Origin of the sequence: Acetomicrobium sp. S15 = DSM 107314 (assembly GCF_016125955.1) — a bacterium.
Lineage (GTDB): Bacteria > Synergistota > Synergistia > Synergistales > Thermosynergistaceae > Thermosynergistes > Thermosynergistes pyruvativorans.
The window spans coordinates 1-21,609 of sequence record NZ_JADEVE010000219.1; the positions used below are offsets into that span (position 1 = coordinate 1).

The window sequence follows — 21,609 nt, forward strand, 5'->3', positions numbered from 1 at the left end:
TCAGGAATTCCTCCCATACCCTTTTAATTTCTTCCCGCAACATGGCATCACGCCTTTTGCGAGGCCAGTGAGAAGCTGGATCGATTTGGCTGCGTTTTCTTTAGCAAGTATTCGACTGAGCGATCTGTAATGCACGACAAATCGGCTAAGGCTTCGTAATCTTGTCTTTAAGTTCGTCGATAAAGGCAACCATCATTTTGCGCAAGGCGATACGAGCATCGCTCAAGCGCAAAAAGCACCACTCCTGCGTATGATTTCGTTGGCGCGGCGCAAGCTTAGGTTCTCTTAGCTCCAACTCCTTCATGCGATCGCGCGTTCCGCGCTCGTCATTCCAGGACGTATCCCTTGATCTCTTTCAGTTTGCCTAATCCAAGTCCTAAGAGTCTCAGGTGTACAACCAATCTTAGGGGCTATGGAATTAATAGCAGCCCATTGGGAAGGATATTCCTTCTCATGTTCAAATACCATACGAACCGCCCGTTCCTTTATTAGGTGTGAGTACCTGATTTGCGTTTTCATGACTTCCTTCTCTTGAAGAATTTTACTCTCCGTCAATCCCGGGGCGGTTCAATCAACTTGTTTCTTGTTAGATTGCCATGGCACCTATGGGCTCTATAACCCAAAAAGTCTTTTCTGTCGTGTTATTGAGTAAAAGATATAGTCTGGCTTTTGCGAACATGGCATGAAGGCACGGCTTCCAACTAAAGTGGCACAATCTTCAGCGTGCCTCCTAACCATCTATAAAACTTATAAATCAGCCCCTATATCCATTGCAATGTCCAAAGTCGCCACCATAATTAGTGTGGGGAGGCCGCTTTGAGCAGGCAGCGGACGTCGTCGAGCTTTGGCATGTCGAAGATATCTTGTTTCAGGCGGTCAATATTTAAGGCTTCGAGATCAGGGTGACCGGAGATGAGGGCAGAGAATTTGCGTTCGAGCTCGGCAGCGGTCAACGGGCGCTCTGGAGTGCCAGAAGCGTGCTCCACAAACTCTTTGAGTATATGGCCACCTTCGAGCTCGATGACAATTTCAGCTTGATCCTCACCCAAGGAAGGGTCCACCGTTACCGTAACGAGGCTACGCACCTTTTCTATCTCGGCATCTTTAACTCGGCTATCTGTAAAGCTGCTCGGGGCCACAATCCCGTCGACGAGCGCTACGGCTAAACAATGGTAGATAGAAAACTTGCCCTCCAACCCCGTTTGCGGTTCACTTTTCCCCGTAAGCTCCAACACCAAGGGATGGCATTTGGCGCGCACGGATGTCACTCGACGGTGGTCCAAGGCATGTTTGCGCCGCAAAGAGAGAACGCCATCGATGGCCGGATGGGTTACAACCCCGCACGGATAAGGTTTAAAGCCGGAATTGAGGATCTCCCATTTGGATGCCCAGCCTTCGGTCAGGCGATCGAGGTGAGGGTAGTCGGACATTACATGGCAAAACCCCCTCTCGGCCTCTAAGCTTCTTTTCGAACTCGTGAACCCTTCACGGGCGAGCAACGCCGCCAGCAGCCCGTTTTGTGCCGCTTTCCCAGCGTGAAACGGTTTAGTCATAGTGCCGAACATTTCGCGCAAGCCTGAAGCTTGAGAAGCCGCGATACCCAAGGCGCAGACCATCCGATCGACATCGAGTCGAAGGAGTTTCCCGCAGGCGACAGACGCCCCGAATACGCCGACTGTGCCGGTTATGTGCCAGCCTCGGTCGTAGTGAGACGGGTGAACGGATAAGGCCACCCGAGCGCTCGTTTCGTACCCGGCTACGAAAGCCGCAATAAGCTCCTTGCCAGAGACTTTATTTATCCCTTTGTTGTCACCGTCACAGAAATCCGACAAGGCTTCGCTCAACGCCAAACAGGCCGCCAGAATAGGAGTATAACCGTGCAAAATGGTGGGGAAATGCGTGTCATCGAAATCGAGGATGTGCGCCATCGAACCGTTGATCAAGGCTGCCCACAGCGCGTCCCGCCTCTCCTTGCGCCCGATTACGGTAGCCTGCGCGGGAGATCCCAAAGCAGCGCTCAACCTCGCCATCTTTTCCACCAATGGATGCTGGGATGCCCCGATGGCAACGCCGAAGAAATCCAAGGCGCTCTGCACAGCCCGGTTTACGACTTCATCTGGGATATCTTCGAAACGCAAGCCTAAAATCAGCTCTGCCAAGGTGCGCGTCGACTCACAATGACGCCCTTCGGCAACGGACTGCCGCTGTGTAGACAACTGTTGTCACCCTCTCATCAATAGATGTCGGATCGAAAGCCTCTAGTCAAAAAATCCACAATTCCTTGCAAACACTGGATTTCCCCCTGACCGCAACTTGAGATTCGTGCCAGTTTGAGGATGTTAAATGCCCTTTAATGTCCATTGCCATGAAAGCCAAGAACGTCTTTACTTTGTTGCGCATACTCCTCCGCAGGGAAACCGGTCGAGTTCGCTATATCTTTTTGCTATTTCAAATACTTGTACTTACTCTATGCGAAAGCTTGCCTAACCACCCTCTTGTTTTTTCCACCCGTGTCCTGCCAAAGGCTTATTCTTAAGTCCTTTATGCAGGATGCAGCATTTAACGCTATTTTTGTCGCACAAGTTCCCTGGATGACATAGCTAAAATGACTGATCGGTTAATAAGGACGCACTGATAAGAATGCTGGAAAGGTCTATTAGCTTTTTGATAATGGGCTCATAAACGTCCATGGCCTCGTTAGTTATATCCTTTTTATCTTCTTCACTCAAACCTATTAAACCTTCCAACCAAGTACTCATTGTGCCTCCGATATAACTATCTAAATAGCCATGATGATAATCTCTCCAGGATTGAATATTGTATAATTCAGTAGCCAGCACCAGATAAAGAGGATATCTATTCGTCTGGCCACTAGGATAATCAATAATATGGTCATCTTTATTTTCACTGTCAGGATTATTTCCAACAGCAAATTTTTTGATATCATTTAAGTAATTAATGCAGGATTGCAGATTGTTACTATCCACACTAGTTATTAAGCCATCTATTTTCTCCTTAATTTTCGCCAGCAGCTCAAGAGATTGTAGGAAGTTATCATCATTATCACCAATATATTTTAAGAAGTCAATCTTGTACACCTCACCAGTAGAATATGCTATTACTCCATCCAGTTGAGAACCCCATTTTGCTGCTTTGTAAAGAGACTTATATATACTGACAATTTCATCGGTAATTTTATTAAAAGTCTTGCCGGTCATTGTCGCAAGCACTTTAACAGCTTTCTGTTCGGTATATTTCTTCACAGGTATTTCGATACAGGAAAATAGTTTTTCATCCGGAACGCTGCCGAAGATCTTCAGCGAATCTGCTCCATACTTTATTATAGGTGCAGAGACATTGTTAATATTAACCCGAAGTCCGGTCAAATAATTTTTAAATTGCTGCCCCTGCAAAAAGATTTCGGTTGAACCTTTTAAAGGATAAAGTAAGGTCACCTTACGCGCTTCATTTTTATTATCTTTCCAGTTGCTGGGGAAAACCCAGGTATAAAGCTCTTCTTTGAGCGTATTTCCTTCCTTGATTTTTACCATAAAACGGGTGGGTTTGGTAATCTTCCCAGAACTGTAGGATAAACCTGGTCCATTCCCGGTGAAAAACTGATTCCCCACAAAAGTATTACTCACGGTTCCGTTAGGGAGAAATTCCTGGCGATAAACTGCCAGATTAAAATCTCGATCCAAAACCCTAAAATAGAACGTTTCGGCATCTTTTGGAAGGATAAAGATATGATCACTGGCTTCAATCATCCCTAAAGAGCGGTCTTTCCATTTGTAAAGAATACTATACTGTTGGACCGGATAAAATATACCCCAGGTCTGATTTTCGGGAGGCTCATTCATAGCTAACCATTGATCAGGCACAAACAGCCATTCCTTGCCGTTGGACGTGTTTTTTACCTTAACTGACTGTGCATACCAACCTGGTTTATCGTATTGGTTAGAATGCCTTAGGGTCATAAATTCTACTTCATCTAAGTAGTATCCTTGCTTGGTGAAATAATCAGTCTGCCCTTGTTCAAAAGGTCGATTTGGATAACGTACATCATAAAGCTCAAATTCTCCACTTCCGTATCTGCCCCTTTCCGTTTCTGGACCAAAAAGTGCCACATAAACAAAGCTGTCTGTTCCTGCATCTTTAACGTTTCCAGTAGTAATTTCAATTTTATAATCCACCTTGCGATTGTCCTTATCTCTTAATGCTGCCGGAATGCCGATCCTCCCTTTATTTTCATAGGTTAGGATATAACCAACTACGATGGGTATCTTTTTGGTGGCGGTTAAATTCTGATTGTCCTTAACCGTCAGAGTAACTTGACGATCATTAATAATTACATCTACTGAAAAATATTCATGATCAACAGTAATCCCTTCTCCGGTGGTCCCATCACCAAAATCCCAGTTGTAAGACACAATGGAACCGTCGGCATCTTTTGACAGGCTGGCATCAAAGCGAACTTTAGTGTCCCATTGGGAAGAAGGAGCTAAAACCTTAAAATCAGCAACAGGGGCTTCTGGCGCCTTGCTTACCCGAATACTTTTAGCAATGGAGGCGGTTTGACCGTTATTATCAGTGATAGTCAAAGTAACTTGATATTCCCCGGCCTTTGCAAAATGATATTTTATTATACTTTGCTGTTGTTCCTGGACTGATGTTCCATCTCCAAAATCCCACTGGTAAGACACGATAGAACCGTCGACATCGGAAGATTTTGAGGCATTAAAACTAATATCCTGATCAGTTTGTGGAGAGGCGGGCTGATAAGCAAAAGAGGCAATCGGAGGAGGGTCCTTGACTGTGACTATAAATTCTCTGGATACTGGACCATAGGAGACAGTAATGCGAGCATTCTCCTGACTCCCGCTGATGACAGTCGGAGTTTTCCAGGTATATTGCAAATCATTCTGATTGACTGATAAAACTTCTCCCTTTTCAAAAGCTACTGTCAGATTCTTCTCGAAATCATAGCCATATTCTGTTTCGAACATTACCTTTACTTCGGTATTATCCCACAGTTCATAACTACTCCCAGCATTGGGCTTGATGGAAACCAGTTCAACATCTAGCCAGCCAGGTTCAGCTGCTGAAAAGGCACAATAATTGCTTCCAGAGATCTTGGGCTCATGGCCCCTACGTGGTCGAGCAATTCGAGGTTGAGCAAAAAAATAAACCTGGTCATTATAGATAATTGTTTTTGAAGCATCAATATAATAACTATAAGATATAGAGTAAATTCCGGTTAGCTGCCCTGTTACTAAAGAATACTTGCTAAATCGATTGCTTTCCCATCCCAGCACTTCATTATCGCTGGTAAATCTGAATTCTCTTTCTGCAAAATTACTACCTGCAAACACGCAGGGTATCGGAGCATTTAAAAGCAGGGTCCCGTCTTGCCGATAGCATTGCAGTATACCTGAGAATGGACCACTATTGGGTAACAAAAGGATATTGCCCTGTGGGTCAAAACCTATATCACAGTCGTCTTGTTCATCAAATATTTTAATGATATTGCCGGATAAATCAGTAAAAACATAACACCATTTAGAACCTCCTGCTTCCTCAAGGCAGTGATATCTAAATCTCAATAAATATCCGAACTGGCTTTCATCAACCACAGAAAAGCAATCTATATCTTCTATGTTAGAGTTATTAAGATTTAGCTCTTCAAGTTCGTGAGATGCTATGACCTCTCCTTGCCGATCGACATACTCCAAAAACCAACGCCATTCATCCCGCAAAGCGTCTTTTTGTTTCCTGATTACAGGTAAAGGAAAGGAGGAAATTTTAGACCGGCAATCTGGTATTTCAAAATAGGATTCACCGTAAACTGTGGGTAAAATAAATATGTCCTCACCCGATGTAGACATAGCTCTATAACCAGCAGGGTCCTTCTGTCCATCGCAAAAGGGGAAAATAATTGTGTCTTCGATGCAAAGGGTTTCATCCTCTCCTCCCGCAGAAATATCTGGCTCAAACAGTACCGCTCCTGTTTGCAGATCAATGACTTGATTAATGTATTTACGGATATCATCATCGTAATGCCAAACCAATAAATGACCATCATCTGTGACCTGCGCAAATACACCTTGAAAAGTAAAGTTCTTTGGCTCTTCAGCAAATAAATCTATACAAATAGTCTGATAACCGGGATGGGCTATTTTCTGATAGAGCAACTTGTTCCCCAAAAGATAGGGATGAACCAAATCGTGCAAACCGGGCTCTGAAATTTCATAAATCCTCTTGTGGCTGTCTAGATCAAAGACCAGCAGGTTAGAGTTTAGCTGCTTATGATTTCCGTAAGCTATGGCCAGCAAGTTGTTCTGCTGAAATAAATCATCAATGGTTATTTCGCCTGAAGGATTTAAAGTCAAAACGACGGAAAAATGTTCAGTAGATTGGTTTGCCGGCTCTTGGCCGGCAGATTGAGCCACAATAGCAGTTGGAGCCATGAGCATGATGATTAGAAAGAGAAATCGTACCATACGAAAACTCAATAAGGCTTCTTCTCTCTTACCACTCTCATTTTTCATTTTCATCATCTTTATTCAGATAGATATTTAGGGGCTAGTGGCAATAGCTGTTATTTTCCAGCTATTTCCTTCGGGTGATATGCTAATCCAACGAGTGTTTCTTCCTTCGTCCCAACCATAGTAGGGGAACCCCGGCTTAGAAAGAGCATAGACAATAACCCGGTATAGAGGTTGATTATTATGCCACTTTCGTTTCTCCTCTGGATATGCACTTACTACTTTAATCAGTTCTAAGCTAGAAAAAGTGGCCTTCCACATCCCCTGCATATTTTCATTACCTAAAAGTTCTTTGTCCATCATTGAAAAATACAGCTCTGTATCCCCTTGATCTATTGCTTCGAAATAGTCATAAATAAAATTTTCTTCTTTTATTTTGGCAACTTTATCAGGATCGAAGTCATATTTTACTTCTTCTGGGCTGATCTTTTTGAGCGTCTCGGGGTCGAAATATTCCTGAGCTAAAAATTCCCCCGTTATTCCGTCAATCACATAGGTTGAAAGCTTGGAGCCAAAGAGGAAAAACCATACTGGTCTTCCCTGAAATTCTTTATTTGAATTCTCAATAATATAAACAATACTGGGTCTTTCCCAAGAAGGAGCTCCAGCAGAAAAAGCAACCTGAGCCGCTTCTCGCATGGAAATACGTGGTCTATCTTTAGGAAAATCGGGGAGGATGGGAGATTTTCTTTTTAGATATTCTCCGCCTTCTTCCGTGGAAATAATTTTACTGTCTTTAATTTTTATATAATGCACTTGTTCATCTTGAGGGCGAGCAAAAATAAAAATCCACTCCCAAGCCAGGTCATTCTCCCCCCAATGATAGTCTAAAGTCACCGCTGGAGGATTCATATACCACAAGACCGCTTCTGAATCCCACTTACAAGCCTCCTGGTAAGCCATTTTAGCTGCTTCTAAAGAGGTCAACTGGGGTGTGCCCCTTGTTTCTTTGGCTTGAATATTAAATGGAAGAATAAAAAGAAGTAAAATAGTTAAAACCAAAAAGGCTGTTTTGGTCCCAAAACCTTTTCTATAGATACTCATCCTTATTTGCCCTTTCATTTTTTTATAGTGATCCCTGATTATAGTCGTCCTCAGAAAGAATTATAGACACTGGCTAAGAAACCTGTCAACCCATCGATGCCTCACCTAAAAATCAAAGTTAAATCATTGTCTCCTTAAGGGGGATGGGGCTATCGGTGCAAGTACAAAATATACTGAACTCCTGAGAGCATGGACACCCTCAAAGTGTAGAGGATAATATCCCAAAAGGGAGGATGAAGAACTCTCTCATGGTAGCACAATAGGAGGGTGCAGCTATGAAACAGAGGAAATGGACGGCAGAAGAAAAGTTTGCAATCGTGATGGAAGGCCTCAAGGGTCAAAAAAACAGTGTCTGAAATATGCAGAGAACACGCCCTAAGCCAGACTGTCTATTATGAACCGCCCCGGGATTGACGCCGGGGCGGTTCATTGTTATGGTGCGAAAGGAAATTTTCAAACAGCCTCGGCCTAGCTTGACTTAAGTTAGATTATGTAATATATATTATGCACAGTTTAAAGTGACTTTTGGAGGGTTGAATTGAGATAACGATAGTTATTCATTAAGTAATATCTAGTTTCAGTTTATATAGTTAGTTAGATGTATAGAAAAACTGGTAGGAAATAGTACGTTAAGTTGTGCTGATTAATTTTTTTGTTAGTTGACGAAATTGCTAAAAATACAATAAAAGTATAAGGAGGAAAAATGAATGAAGAATTGTAAGCGATTAAAATGTACGAGCGTAATCTTGTTGATTGCCACTTTAATCATAACTAGTTGTAGCAGTACTTTGGCGTCAACGGGAAAGACGATTAAGGTCAAGTTAGGTGTGGGTGATCCTATACACTCTTCGGTGGGTGTTACTGCACAGCACTTTGCAAAAGAGGTTGACAAAGCTACTGAGGGTAAGGTAAAAGTCGAAGTTTTTGCAGATGGTGTGCTGTTTGGCGGCGACCAAAATGCCGCTATAAATATGGTCCAAGATGGGTCGATGGATGCAACAATACTTTCTACCTCCGTGTATGCGTCATTTGAAAAGCGCATGAATGCCATTAGCCTACCGTATCTTTTTAAGAACTACGATGAATTTATGAACTTTTTAGAAGGTGCACCAGGCCAGGAGTTGTTGGCATCTTTAGATAGGCTAAATTCAGTTGGGCTTGCTCTAATGATTCGCACGTTCAGAAATGTCACAAATTCAGTACGGCCAATTGAGACACCAGCAGACTTTCGAGGTCTTAAACTAAGAGTGCCAAACAACAGATTGTGGGTTGAGTTTTTTGGTTCATTGGGAGCTGATCCCACCCCTATGGATTTTAAGGAAGTTTACACGGCTTTACAGCTTAAAACAATCGATGGCCAAGAGAATCCGGTTGAAGTCCCTCTCGCAAACAGATTCTATGAAGTTCAAAGATTTCTCTCAATGACAGAGCATATTGCCGATGCCTATGTTTTGGTCTTTAATAAGACCCTTTGGAGCAGCCTTGACTCTAATGTTCAGAATGCCATTCGCGCGGCTGCAGTTGAGACTGCGCGTTTCAAACTTGATTATGATCTTCCTGCGGAGAAAGATATTGTTGCTAAGCTCAAATCTCATGGAATGCAGGTTAATTGGTTGACTGCAAACCAGAAAGCCGCGTTCCAAGAAATTGCATTAGCATTGTACCCTCGGTTTGAAGGGCTTGTGGGGGCAGATTTTATGGATAGAACTCTAAAATTCTTAGGTCGGCAGTAACATAATTATATTCACGTCAACAAGGAATCCAGCCGTTGCTCTTTATGTCATGAATGCGCATCTCCTCGGTTGCAACCGGGGAGATGCGGACTTATTCTAGGAGGCCATGATGAAGTCACAGAGGTTGCTTTGGACAGTTATTGACGGGTTGTTATTGTGTAGCGTTGGGGGAATGCTTGCGATAGTCACTATCCAGGTTGCGACTCGGCTTTTAAGTAGGTCTGTGCCGTGGAGCGAAGAGCTCACGCGCAACTCCTTCATCGTAACAGTTTTTTTAGGAATGACGGTGGGTTTTAGGCGGCTAGAGCACGCCCGAATAACTTTCTTACTGAAACTGCTTCCCAAACATCTTCAGAGTTTGTACATACATTTTTATTTCATTAGTGGGACTATATTTTTTGTTATTTTGGCGCATCAGGGTTTACGAATGACTCTACAGCAATTTAGAAGCGGTGAAATGTCCCCAGCATGTGGAATTCCGATGTATCTTGTCACTCTTCCGATCTCGATAGGGGCGGCGCTGGCTATAATTGCACAATTTCAAAGTGTATACGTAGACAAGAGTACGCGTAAAAAGCTCATTCAAGAGCTATTTGTAGGAGAAGAAGGATTGACATCGGAGGATAGATTTCAATGAGTGTTATGCTATTAACTATTTTCTTTATTCTTAGTTTAATAGGAATTCCTTTGGCAATTTCGCTTGGGCTCGCAGTTGTTGCTACTCTGGTCATGTTTGATTTGCCTTTAGTGGTTGTCGCTCGGCTCATGTATACATCTATGAATAGCTTCCTGCTGGTTGCGGTCCCTTTATTTGTATTGGCAGGAATGGTGATGGAGGAAGGTGGGGTTTCCGACCGCATATTCGATGCAGCTAACTCAATGGTGGGGAGATGGCGAGGCGGACTTGGCCATGTTAATATTTTGGCCAGTATGATCTTTGGGGGGATATCTGGATCATCAGTTGCTGATGTTGGTAGCCTGGGACCACTTGAGATAAAGGCAATGACGGCTAATGGATACCCACGTCCATATGCGGCGGCGGTGACCATGGTTACGTCCACGTTGGCTTCTATAGTTCCACCGAGCATACTGATGATAATTGGCGCTGTGGCTGCAGAGCAATCGGTGGGAGCAGTGCTGGCCAGTGGGTTCGGCCCTGCGGTTATTCTCATGGCTATCTTTATGATAGTTAACTATAGCCTTTGCGTAAGATATAATTATGGCCAACAAATACCCGTAAGGTTATCAGAAGCATTGAAATCTATTGGTAGAGCAATACCAGCATTGCTCTCGCCTATAATTATCCTTGGAGGGATTTTTCTGGGGTTTGTTACGCCTACCGAAGCTGCGGCTTTAGCCGTAATTTATACACTACTCATAGGGTTCTTTGTGTACCGGAAATTTCGTTGGAAGAAACTGCCCTATCTAATCATCCGTGCTGGAGCTACAACAGGCACAATATTGTTAATCGCCGCGACTGCAGCACCAGCGACCTATATTTTCGCCATTGATAAACTTCCATTAAAAGTTAGCACCATTATCCTCTCATTTTCGCAAGATCCAACTATTGTACTTCTCCTCATGGGGGTAGTGTTTATTATTGTGGGGATGTTTATGGACATAACTGCGGCACTTCTAGTTTTAACTCCTGTTGTCTTCCCGACTGCGTCGTCGGTTGGCATAGATCCTATACACTTTGTGGTTTTTATGGTAACAGCCTTATCAATCGGCCTCTCGACACCCCCAGTGGGTGTGTGCTTGTTTGCAACCTCGCTTATTTCAAACCTTACCATTGAGGAGATAGTAAAAGCAGCACTTCCTTATTATTTGGCTATGCTGCTTTTATTGATTCTCCTTGCCATGTTTCCCGCAATCACGCTTATACCAGTTAAAATCCTTACATGATTATATGCTTGTTAATAGTAAATTAATAGTAACTTGCAAAACGCATACTACAAGTGTTATTTATCTGTCATTTAAATAACAGATGCTAAATTTGAGCAATTTAGCGACTTTATAAGCAATCCACATATAGAATTTAATTTACACAAATTAAACCAAAAGCACTACTTAGGCAGGTTGATTTAACGTCGATAACTACCAACCTGCCTAAGTAGTTTTTAGAGAGCCTTTTTATATATTTCTACAATATCTTGCTTGGAAGGGTATCGTGGATTAAGGGGAATGTTAGGGCTGGTAAGTGCTTCATCAGCCAGCATGTCAAGGTCGCTCTCTTTCACACCGTAGTCACTGAGGCGCTCCGTTATCCCTATGTCTATTATTAGATCCCTTATAGCTTTTACAGAGTTAGCTGCCGCTTCCATTGGTGTTAAGTTGTTGGTATGCTCGTCAAAGGCTATGGCTATTTCTGTATACTTTTCCGGATTGCCGATGAGGTTATACTCCATAACGTAAGGCAGCATGATGGCATTGCTAATGCCGTGGGGTATGCTAAAGTGTGCGCCTGCTGGTTGCGAGGTAGCGTGTACTATGCCTACCCTTGTAGAGCTAAAGGCCATTGCTGCCAGGGCGCTTGCCATAAGCATATCTTCTCGCGCCTTGAGGTTATCGCCTTTAGCTACAGCCTTGCGCAAACTTTTAGCCACGAGTTTTATAGCGTGTATGGCCATAGACTCAGATATAGGATGGGCAGCGTAATTTACGTATGACTCTATAGCATGCGTAAGGGCATCCATGCCAGTACCAGCTGTCATCTTGGGAGGTAACGTTAGCGTTAGCTCAGGGTCTAAAATTGCATATTTTGCCATGATCTTATAGTCCCCAAATGAATATTTAGTTTTTATTTCGACACCCGTGAAGACTGCAAACCTTGTTAATTCGCTTCCCGTCCCTGCTGTGGTTGGAACGGCTATGACTGGGAGTCCAAGATTTTTGAAAGTTTCTCTCCCTTTTAGGTAATTTATAACAACTCCTGGGTTTTTCACGAGTATTGCTGCGGCCTTTGCTGTATCCATAGATGAGCCACCGCCTAAGCCTAAGACAACTTGGGCACCACTTTTATTTAGCTCATCTACTACTTCTTCAAGGAGGCTAATAGTAGGTTCTTTATTTATTTTGTCAAAAATAGTGTATTGGATTTTGGCTTCTTCTAACAGCCTTACAGCTTTATCTAAGATGCCTGCTGCCTTTACGCCACTGTCTGTCACGACGAAAACACGATTGCTTGCCATTTCTTCTATCTTTTCAGGAATTTGCTTAATGCTTCCTGAGCCAAATACAATTTCTGTTGGCGACTTAAATGTGAACTGCATCTAGAACACCTCCACATGTTGGTAATTAAATTCGTTAATGCTTGCAATTTAAAATGTTTATACTTTGTCTCAATATGTCACCTCTCTTAGAATAGATAATTTTTGTTTGAGGTATTGACATTATATATTATATATCATATTCTTTTATCCAGCAGCAATAAAGCAATGGGGTGATTTCGATGCCTGGCTTGAATCTAAAGGTACAAGCAATTTCGCTGAGTCAGCGGATCTATCAAGTGTTAGTTGCGGCTATCCTTGATGGCCACTTTAAACCTGGTGATTGGTTGCGGGAATCATTTTTGTGCGAAGAACTCGGTGTTAGCAGTACTCCATTGCGAGAAGCCTTACAACAGCTTGTTCATGAGGGTTTAGCAGAGAGAATACCCAACGTTGGAGTTAGGGTAGCGGTTCTAGATACTGAGGATGTCATAGAAATTTACGATCTTCGTGAATATCTTGAACGACTCGCAATCTGTTTGAGTATAAAAAGGCGCACCGTTGAAGATTTAATCCAATTAGAAGAACTACAAAGGCAGGGTTATGCTGCGTTGCAAAAGAACGATCTAATTGCTTACCGTGAATACAACAAAAAGCTTCATAACTTATTCTTAACGATTGCTGGCAGTCGCCGTTTAAGAGTCGTAACGTCAAGTCTGCAGCTTCAGATTGAAGTTGTTATGGCAAGAACAATATTATTTCCAGGCAGACCCATGCGAGCGATCAAGGAACATGGTGACATTATACAAGCTCTTAGGGAACAGGATGCCGAATTGGCAGAGAGGTTAATATATGAGCATATTAGACAAGCCAAAGAGGAACTCATCCTACGGCTTTGTTCTAAGGAGTAAATTGGGTACATTATGTGCGCTACAAAAATCTATAAATAGGTAAATAAAAAAGGGGGGTTAGAAATGAAGAAGTGGCAATTAATTTTGAGTTTAGTTGTTTTAGTGCTGCTGTGTGGGTGGCAACATGCAAGTTATGCAGCCAAGGCTACCGAGATTACATTTGCTATTCATACTCCACCAGGCACAGTGGAAAATCAGGCTTTGCAAATGTTTAAGGACAAAGTTGAAGCTAAGACTAATGATGAAATTGTCGTAAAACTATTCCCAGGAGCAGCGTTAGGTGGCGAAAAAGACAACATCGAGCAAATTAAAACTGGCGTGATTCAAATGAGTATATTTGGAGACATAATTACTTCGGTTTATGCTCCTGAATATGACCCTACTGTTGTTCCGTTTGTATTTCCAGATTTGGAATCTGTTTACGAATATTGGAGTGGAGATTTAGGTGATAAAATAAAGTTGGCTTTAGAGCAAAGAGGAAATATCGTTCTGATTGGTCTACATACTCGTGGCCCTAGGAATCTTACCGCTAACAAAGAAGTAAAAACGCCAGGAGATTTAAAGGGGTTAAAAATAAGGGTTCCGGAGATCCCATCTTGGGTCACAGTATGGAAATCTATGGGTGCATTGCCGACTCCAATTGCCTGGCCAGAAGTTTATACGGCGTTACAACTGGGAGTAGCTGATGCTCAGGAGAATCCATATGAAAATATTTACTCTGCAAAATTGTATGAGGTTCAGAAATATCTAATAAAGACAGAACACTTATTTAATCTCTTTCATGTGGTGGTTAATAAAGAGTTTATTTCTAATTTAAAATCTGATCATCGTCAGGTTATATTGAACTCTATGAATGAAGCAATGGAATGGGGCAATACACAGATGGAGACTAGGGATAAAGAGTTAGAACAGAAATTAGTTGAATTAGGCATGAAGATCGTTGAAGTAGACAAAGAAGCCTTTAGGAGGGCTGCCCTTCCTGGATTAAAAGAGGTGGCTAAGGGGTGGACTCCTGAAGTGTGGAATGCAGTAAAGGGATACTTAGGAGAATAACAATAAACCGTTGCTTGCCGCAGAGTTGAACTCTGCGGCAAGCAAGGAGGTTGTGTTATGCTAATGCGCTTAATTTACAGAATTGTTAAAGTGTTTACAATGATTGTTTTTGTAGGTTTAGTGTTGTGCGTTATAGCTCAGGTATTTTTTAGGTATGTCATGAAAGTTTCAGTGCCATGGACAGAAGAGGTTGCTAGGATACTTGTTGTATGGGTTACTATTATCGGTATTGCGCTTGTTGAGCATGATAATGCCCAAATAAGAACTACATATTTTGTGTCTAAATTCAAATTAAGCATACAAAAAAAATGGCATGTAGTTATAGTATTATTTTCTGTATATTTTGTAATTTTGTTTTTGATAGGATCATTAATTTTATTTGACAAAACGAGCAATGTAATTCTTGGATCTATACCTTACTTTAAGACAAACATATTATACCTTCCAGCAATACTAAGTCTTCCATTGGTGATAGCTTTTATGTTAATCAACTTGATGGCTTTTGAAAAATTCGAAAAAATGTAAGAAGGTGATTTAGTGTTTTTATTTACCGTCCTTTTTTTAGGTTTATTGATATTTTTATTTGTTTTTGGTTTCCCAGTGCCATATGCAATAGGGTTAACATCTGTTGCTGCGTTAGTATGGGAATATGGAATAATAGATATTCCATACGAAATAATTGCACAACGAATTATTTATGGAATTAATAATTTTACCTTACTGGCAATTCCGTTCTTTTTATTAGCAGGCAAGCTTATGAACACAGGTGGTATTACTAAGAGAATTTTCAGATTCGCTAATCTTTTAGTGGGGTATTTTCCTGGTGGTTTAGGACACGCTAATATTATAGCGAGCATTATCTTTTCTGGAATGAGTGGTTCGGCAGTTGCGGATGCCTCTGGTTTGGGAACCATTGAAATTGAAGCTATGGTTGATGAAGGCTATGATGTAGATTTTAGCGCAGCGGTTACTGCTGCATCTTCTACTATAGGCCCCATAATTCCGCCCAGTATACCAATGGTAATGTATGGCGTAATGGGGGATGTCTCGATTGCCTATCTCCTCACGGCGGGAATTGTCCCTGGATTGTTAATAGGCTTTTGTATGATGGTCATGGTTTATTTTTATGCGATTAAAAGAGGGTATCCAAGAAGGGCTTTACCAACTATAAGCGAGGTATGTAGAGGTTTGAGGGATGCTTTTTTGCCGTTACTTACGCCGATTATCTTGATTGGCGGTATCTTGTTGGGGATATTCACTCCTACCGAGGCAGCAGCGGTTGCAGCACTATATGCATTTGTTCTCTCGGTGTTTATTTATAGGGAAGTAAGCTCAAGTGACTTGATCAAGGTGCTTTACGATACATTGAGGGAAACTGCTGTAATTATGTTCGTGGTTGGGGCGGCGTCATTATATGCGTGGTTGCTTATCAAAACACAGATACCTATGTTCATTGTGGAACGGATATTTGAGATATCTCGAAATCCTCTGGTGATTCTTCTTATCCTCAATCTCTTTTGGTTGTTAGTGGGGTGTTTTATGGAGACTAATGCTGCGATTATTATACTTACTCCTATAATGATGCCATTGGCTAAGCTTGTTGGAATCAACCCGGTCCATTTGGGTGTGGTCATGGTATTAAATCTCATGATAGGGCTTTTGACTCCCCCTATAGGGATGTGTTTATTTGCCGTATGCCGGGTGGCCCGTTTGAGTTTCGATAGGATGGTCAAGGCTGTAATTCCTTTTTATATTCCGCTCATCATAAGCTTAGCTTTGGTGACCATCTTTCCGCAGGTGTCTTTATGGCTACCGAGATTGCTGTTTTTGCGGTAGTATATTTTGGTCTTGTAGTTTGTATACTTTTACACTTTTTAAGGGGGATGGATGAAGTATGAGCAACGTAGGTTTCAGGATCTATACGAAGATCAAACGCCCGCCGCTTGAAGTTGTGGATGCCTTTTTGCCCTATGCCACACCCAACATTGCGGACAACATGGGGAGGGCTTTCTGCATGGACGCCGGCATAAAGCCAGTGCGAGAGGATTCGAAGCTCGTGGGCGTAGCCTTCACGGTCAGGTCGCGCGTCAAAGATAACCTCATGGTTCACAAGGCCATAGATATGGCCCAACCTGGGGATGTCATAGTCATCGATGCCCAGGGAGATATGAGCAACTCTATACTCGGAGAGATTATCGTCCGCTATGCCGCGAGAAGAGGGCTACGGGGCTTCATCGTAGATGGCACTATCCGCGACTGGCTCGGCATAAAAGAACTCGGGTTCCCGGTCTTTTCGAGAGGGGCAGTGCCAAGCGGGCCGTTTAAGGACGGCCCTGGGGAGATAAACGTGCCTATATCGTGCGGCGGGGTGGTCGTTAACCCGGGAGACATCATCGTGGGAGATGCCGACGGGGTGGTAGTGATCCCTCCCTGCGATGCTGAAATCGTTCTCAAGAAAACCAGAGAGATAGCCCAGAAAGAGCAGCTGATCTTTAAGCAGGTAGAGGATCTTGCATGGGACAGGAGCTGGGTAGATGCCACGCTTAAAGAAAAGGGGTGCGAGATTATTGAATAGGTATTCCGCCGATTCCTTGGTCGGCTTCTGTAAGAGTGTGTTCGTGAAAATTGGCGTAGATGCGGACAAGGCCCATTTGGTATCGGACTCTATGGTGAAGGCAGATCTGAGAGGCGTCTCTTCTCACGGCGTGACGCGCACGCGCATTTATGTGGATCGCATTCGCCGCGGCCTCGTCGATCCCAAGGCTGAGCCCGAAATCATCAGAGAGCGAGCCGCTACGGCGTTGGTGGATGCAAAGAACGGCATAGGCCAAGTCGTTTCGCAGTGCGCCATGGGAATTGCCGTCAAAAAGGCGCGCGAAGCCGGCGTCGGCTTCGTGGGTGTCGCGCATTCCAACCACTTCGGTATGGCGGCGTATTATACACTTCAAGCCGTCGGCGAAGGGATGATAGGCGTTGCCATGACCAACGCCCCAGCCACCATGGCCCCTTGGGGAGCCAGGTTGCCCTATATGGGCACTAACCCCTTATCTGTGGCGGTGCCCGCTGATAAGCGCCTTCCCATTGTTCTCGACATGGCGACGAGCGTCGTTGCCAGGGGGAAAATCATATTGGCCGCACAAAAGGGCGAAAAAATACCGGAGGGTTGGGCTATAGACAAAGAAGGACGCGTCACCACAGACCCTAAAGCCGCGCTTGAGGGGGCAGTGCTTCCTTTTGGGGGAGCCAAGGGCTCTGCCATAGCCATACTGATAGACGTTTTATCCGGGATATTGACGGGGGCATCTTTTGGCCCCCATCTCGGCGATCTGTATCGCAACTTCCAAGACAAACAGGATATCGGGCACGCATTTTACGCGATCGATCCTGCTTCTTTTGGTGACGCTGAGGTTTTTAAGGCCAGAATTGACCAGATGATAGACGAGATCAAAGCTCTTCCGCCTGCGCACGGATTTGACGAGGTGTTCATCCCCGGAGAGATCGAATTTAGGAACGAAGAAAAACGAAGGGCAGAGGGCATCCCGCTAGCCGAGGAGACGGAAAAGGATCTAATTGATCTCGCGAGGGAGCTGGGAGTCATCTGGCCAGAGACGCTTCCTTAGGTCATTTTTTGGAGGTTGGTTTTTCTGAGGGTCAACTCGTTTGGCCCTCAGAAGGACTCCAAAGCCTCCTTATTATGCGCTCCTCTTCGCGCACATTTTTCCTCTATGCGCTTGACTCTGTGCAGCAAGGCTGCCCTTTCTTCCTTGAAGTTCCAGATGAGCGGTCTCAGTTCCATCAAGGCCTGGAGCGCCCTGCGGGCGTAGGCGAGCGCCAGGTCTAAGTCTTTAAGGTGATGTTCATAAATCTTGGAGAGTTCTACGAGGCATTCGATCGATCGCGGCTCAAGCTGCAGGAGCTCCTCGAAAAGAACTGCCGCCTCTTCGTAGCGCCCAGCCAATTTATGGGCATATGCGAGCCGCTTCAATGGTTCGTCGGCTCGAGCCATTTCCTCCACGGCTTTCCTCCAGAGCGCAAATGCCTTTTCTTGGCTCCCTTTAGAGGCCCAAAGGTCGCCGGCTTTGAGCCCTTCATGGGGTTTCCCATGCCCCTCCAATAAGGACGCCAACTTTCCTTTCAAAGCTGCAAGCGACACTATGTCCATATAGTTGTGGTAAAATACGCCACTTAAGCGCGAGGCATCTCCGTCGGTCAGGAAAGCATGATAGAGCTCCGGGATTAACCAACCCGGAATATCTTGCGATTCGCGCTCCACGCCCAGCGCGTAACGCTCCACGTCGCCGAGCGAACACGATGGAAAAACTCCGCGCCAGAATGACCTGGCGAGGTGCAACAGGTCCAAGTGTCCCTGTACCTGCTCCGGGAAAGGGAGGCGGTTCAAGATAAAACGCCCCTCGAGCAAGGGGATGTCGAAGCGCTTCCCATTGTACGTTACAAACCCCACTTCTTTGGGGATGACCCTGCGTAGATGATAAAGCCATGAGCTTTCATATTGGGGCGAGGTTAAAAATAGCTGGCGCACGATTAGGACTTCTCCTTCTATCGTCCCCACCCCTGCCATAAAGGCATAAGTCCCTGTGCCTCCCGCCAACCCGGTCGTCTCTACGTCTAAGAGCGTAGCCTCCTCCGCTGCCCCCCAGGGGGCAAGCGTCTTTATGGCATCGCGGACGTTTTGAAGGCTTACTTTCCCGTGGCGTGACGACAATGAGATGGAATGTTCGCAGAGATATACCCCTTGGTCGAGCCACTCCCCAGGAGGCAGGCCTTTGGGTTGAGTTTGAGCCGTGCAAATTTTTGCTTCGTTCACCCGGCCCAAGACCTTTTCGAGTTTAGACAGCATGTCGCTCACGACGATTTCACCTCTAAATGACCTCGAAAGACGAAAGGAGCCTTCTCGCCGTCTCTTTAGCGTTTATGGAGGCTCCAAGCGCTCCTACGCAGGCTGGACATCCCTTCTCGCATGGGCACGACACGACTGATTCGGTGGCAGCTTTTATGAGGGCCTTCCTCAAGCCGAACGCTGCCTCGGCGAGCCCGACGCCGCCAGGCGTGTTATCGGCCAAATATACTGCCGGCTTGTTGAGAAACGGATCCTTTACCATGCTGTGCACCTGGAGATCTCTTCTGTCGCACATTAGAAAGAGCGGTGCCACACCGCGCAGCAGATGGGCCAACCCTGCCAGCGCCGAGCTCTGGCTGTCTTTATCCATGAGAGACAAGACGGCCTCGGCTGGGGTGAACCAGCACGCCGTGGTATGCATCTGCTCTTCTTTCATGTGGACATGGCCGTAACCCACATTTTCATGAGTTGCGAGTTTTATCTTTTTGTAGATTGTAGGATGTGCGGCGAGCAATACCTCTCCCCAACCCCAATCCTCAGCCTCTTCGAAGACGTCCAGGACCTGTAGTCGCACGGCGAGCTCGGCATCGGTGTAATAATCTGTTTTTACTTCTTTCACATAACAGCGCATCCCCTCCTCATCCAGCTCCATAACCTGGTAGCTCTTTCCGCCGTGGAAATAGATTGCTTCAGGGTGTATGAGCATGGGAGCGCTCGGCCGGTCCACTTCGCCTATGACTGTTGGTTTGGCGACGTCCGTGATGTCCACGATGACGTAGTTCTCGCTCGTGGCGCTGCGGAGTGAAATTGCCTCCGCCGGAAATGAATCTGCCTGCCAGTGATATCGCCCTCCGGCTTGGTGTAAAACCCCTTGCCTTTCGAGATAGGTTAGAATCTCGTCTATATTTGCGTTACCGAAGCGCTCGTCTGCTGAGAACGGCAACTCAAAGGCACTGCACTTCACATGGTTTGCGAGGACGTAGAGGTTTTGGGGGTTGAGGCGTGCCCGCTCTGGAGATGCTCCGAAGAAATACCTCGGGTTTGAAGCTAAAAACTGATCCAAGGCGAAGGATGAAGCGACCATGACCGCTGCGGATAGATCAGAGCGGCGTCCTGCCCTGCCCATTTGCTGCCAAGTGGAAGCCACGCTTCCAGGGTAGCCGTGGAGCACGGCGAGCTCCAGCGATCCTATATCTATGCCGAGCTCCAAGGCATTTGTGCTAACCACGCCGAGGAGTTTCCCTTCTCTCAAGCTGCGCTCTATTTCCCTGCGTTCCTTTGGCAAATATCCGCCCCTGTAGCCGGCGACCAAATCGCCCGGAAGGCCCCGCTTAGTCAAGCCTTGGCGTATATAGGTCAACAGGAGCTCCACGTCGAGCCTGGATCTGGTAAAGGTTATTGTGCTGATATTGCGGCTTATTGCTTCAACTGCTATGTTTGTCGCTTCGAAGATCGAGGAAGCGCGTATGCCGAGCGAGCGGTTTATCATGGGAGGGTTATATAGCAGTATGCGCTTCTCCCCCGTGGGAGCCCCGCTATCCGAAATGAGCTCCACAGGCTCTTCGATCAGCGTTTCCGCCAACTCTTTTGGGTTTGATACGGTGGCAGAGCAGCACAAAAATACCGGATGAGAGCCGTAGAAGGCGCAGATCCTCTTGAGCCTACGGATGACATTGGCCACATGAGAACCGAAGATTCCCCTATAAATGTGCAGTTCATCCAGTACGACGTATCGGAGGTTTTCAAAGAGCTTGACCCATTTGGTGTGATGGGGCAATATCCCCGTGTGAAGCATATCGGGGTTCGTTATCACGATGTGTCCCGCAGCGCGCATCTTCTTCCTTGCGCTTGGTGCCGTGTCGCCGTCGTAAGTGAAAGTCAAAATTTGCACGCCTACCTCTTCGATGAGAGCGTAAAGCTCGGCCAGCTGATCTTGGCTCAAGGCCTTCGTCGGGAAGAGATAAAGAGCCCTTGAAGATTCATCGTTCAGGATGGACTGGATGACTGGCACGTTATAGCATATGCTTTTGCCCGAGGCCGTGGGCGTAGCGATGACCACGTTTTTACCGGCTAAGATTCGCGAAATGGCATCGCTCTGGTGGGAGTAGGGTCGCTCGATCCCTCTGGATCTAAGTGCTTCTATGAGGCGCGCGTTGAGGGCAGGCCAATCGCCGAAACGAGCCGGCTTTGCCGGGATCGCTTCATCGGAGGCTATATCTCCCCGGAGGGAGTAAATCCACTGGATAAAGCTCTCGA

15 protein-coding genes and 1 pseudogene are annotated in these 21,609 nt (G+C 45.2%); 9 read left to right on the top strand and 7 right to left on the bottom strand.

The genetic code is table 11. The features are described 5' to 3' along the window. Positions 1-225: 225 nt before the first annotated feature. The 4 genes and pseudogenes from EZM41_RS14650 to EZM41_RS06235 all read right to left on the bottom strand — a co-directional run. Positions 226-519, bottom strand: a pseudogene (locus tag EZM41_RS14650) (transposase); the annotation flags it as partial. Between the two features lie 278 nt (positions 520-797). Next, positions 798-2,216: an MmgE/PrpD family protein gene (locus EZM41_RS06225; RefSeq protein WP_198470266.1), complete on the bottom strand. Its 1,419-nt coding sequence runs from the start codon at positions 2,214-2,216 to the stop codon at positions 798-800. Positions 2,217-2,600: 384 nt separating this feature from the next. After that, positions 2,601-6,548: a PKD domain-containing protein gene (locus tag EZM41_RS06230; RefSeq protein WP_198470267.1), complete on the bottom strand. Its 3,948-nt coding sequence runs from the start codon at positions 6,546-6,548 to the stop codon at positions 2,601-2,603. Between the two features lie 27 nt (positions 6,549-6,575). Beyond that, positions 6,576-7,589: a hypothetical protein gene (locus tag EZM41_RS06235; RefSeq protein WP_198470268.1), complete on the bottom strand. Its 1,014-nt coding sequence runs from the start codon at positions 7,587-7,589 to the stop codon at positions 6,576-6,578. Positions 7,590-8,296: 707 nt separating this feature from the next. On the opposite strand from EZM41_RS06235, the gene EZM41_RS06240 reads away from it, so the two are divergent. The 3 genes from EZM41_RS06240 (at position 8,297) to EZM41_RS06250 (ending at position 11,227) form a co-directional block, all read left to right on the top strand. Then, on the top strand, positions 8,297-9,322 hold the full coding sequence (locus EZM41_RS06240; protein ID WP_198470269.1) for a DctP family TRAP transporter solute-binding subunit: 1,026 nt from the start codon (positions 8,297-8,299) through the stop codon (positions 9,320-9,322). A 172-nt stretch (positions 9,323-9,494) separates the two neighbouring features. Further along, positions 9,495-9,959, top strand: a complete 465-nt coding sequence (locus EZM41_RS14655; RefSeq protein WP_446697816.1) for a TRAP transporter small permease — start codon at positions 9,495-9,497, stop codon at positions 9,957-9,959. Next, positions 9,956-11,227 carry a TRAP transporter large permease gene (locus EZM41_RS06250; RefSeq protein WP_198470271.1) on the top strand — a complete coding sequence of 424 codons (1,272 nt, stop codon included), beginning with the start codon at positions 9,956-9,958 and terminating at the stop codon, positions 11,225-11,227. Before EZM41_RS14655 ends, EZM41_RS06250 begins: the two co-directional genes overlap by 4 nt. A 215-nt stretch (positions 11,228-11,442) precedes the next feature. On the opposite strand, the gene EZM41_RS06255 is transcribed toward EZM41_RS06250, so the two are convergent. Further along, entirely contained in the window at positions 11,443-12,594 is a 1,152-nt protein-coding gene (locus tag EZM41_RS06255) for an iron-containing alcohol dehydrogenase (protein WP_198470272.1), read from the bottom strand. A 179-nt stretch (positions 12,595-12,773) separates the two neighbouring features. Here EZM41_RS06255 and EZM41_RS06260 point away from each other — a divergent pair, with 179 nt between their 5' ends. The 6 genes from EZM41_RS06260 (at position 12,774) to EZM41_RS06285 (ending at position 18,115) form a co-directional block, all read left to right on the top strand. After that, positions 12,774-13,442, top strand: coding sequence for a GntR family transcriptional regulator (locus EZM41_RS06260; RefSeq protein WP_198470273.1), 669 nt, complete (start codon positions 12,774-12,776; stop codon positions 13,440-13,442). A 63-nt stretch (positions 13,443-13,505) separates the two neighbouring features. Further along, positions 13,506-14,495 carry a TRAP transporter substrate-binding protein gene (locus EZM41_RS06265; protein ID WP_198470274.1) on the top strand — a complete coding sequence of 330 codons (990 nt, stop codon included), beginning with the start codon at positions 13,506-13,508 and terminating at the stop codon, positions 14,493-14,495. 57 nt (positions 14,496-14,552) lie between these two features. Next, on the top strand, positions 14,553-15,020 hold the full coding sequence (locus tag EZM41_RS06270; protein ID WP_198470275.1) for a TRAP transporter small permease: 468 nt from the start codon (positions 14,553-14,555) through the stop codon (positions 15,018-15,020). A 12-nt stretch (positions 15,021-15,032) separates the two neighbouring features. Next, the gene (locus EZM41_RS06275) at positions 15,033-16,331 is read left to right on the top strand and encodes a TRAP transporter large permease subunit (protein WP_198470276.1); all 1,299 of its coding nucleotides are present in this window, start codon (positions 15,033-15,035) and stop codon (positions 16,329-16,331) included. Between the two features lie 58 nt (positions 16,332-16,389). Continuing rightward, entirely contained in the window at positions 16,390-17,070 is a 681-nt protein-coding gene (locus EZM41_RS06280) for an RraA family protein (protein ID WP_198470277.1), read from the top strand. Further along, the gene (locus EZM41_RS06285) at positions 17,063-18,115 is read left to right on the top strand and encodes an Ldh family oxidoreductase (RefSeq protein WP_198470278.1); all 1,053 of its coding nucleotides are present in this window, start codon (positions 17,063-17,065) and stop codon (positions 18,113-18,115) included. Before EZM41_RS06280 ends, EZM41_RS06285 begins: the two co-directional genes overlap by 8 nt. Positions 18,116-18,162: 47 nt before the next feature. On the opposite strand, the gene EZM41_RS06290 is transcribed toward EZM41_RS06285, so the two are convergent. Then, the gene (locus tag EZM41_RS06290) at positions 18,163-19,353 is read right to left on the bottom strand and encodes a ribonuclease H-like domain-containing protein (protein ID WP_232619138.1); all 1,191 of its coding nucleotides are present in this window, start codon (positions 19,351-19,353) and stop codon (positions 18,163-18,165) included. Between the two features lie 22 nt (positions 19,354-19,375). Beyond that, positions 19,376-21,609, bottom strand: a 2,234-nt coding sequence (locus EZM41_RS06295; protein WP_198470280.1) for a DEAD/DEAH box helicase, incomplete at its 5' end; no start/stop codon positions are given.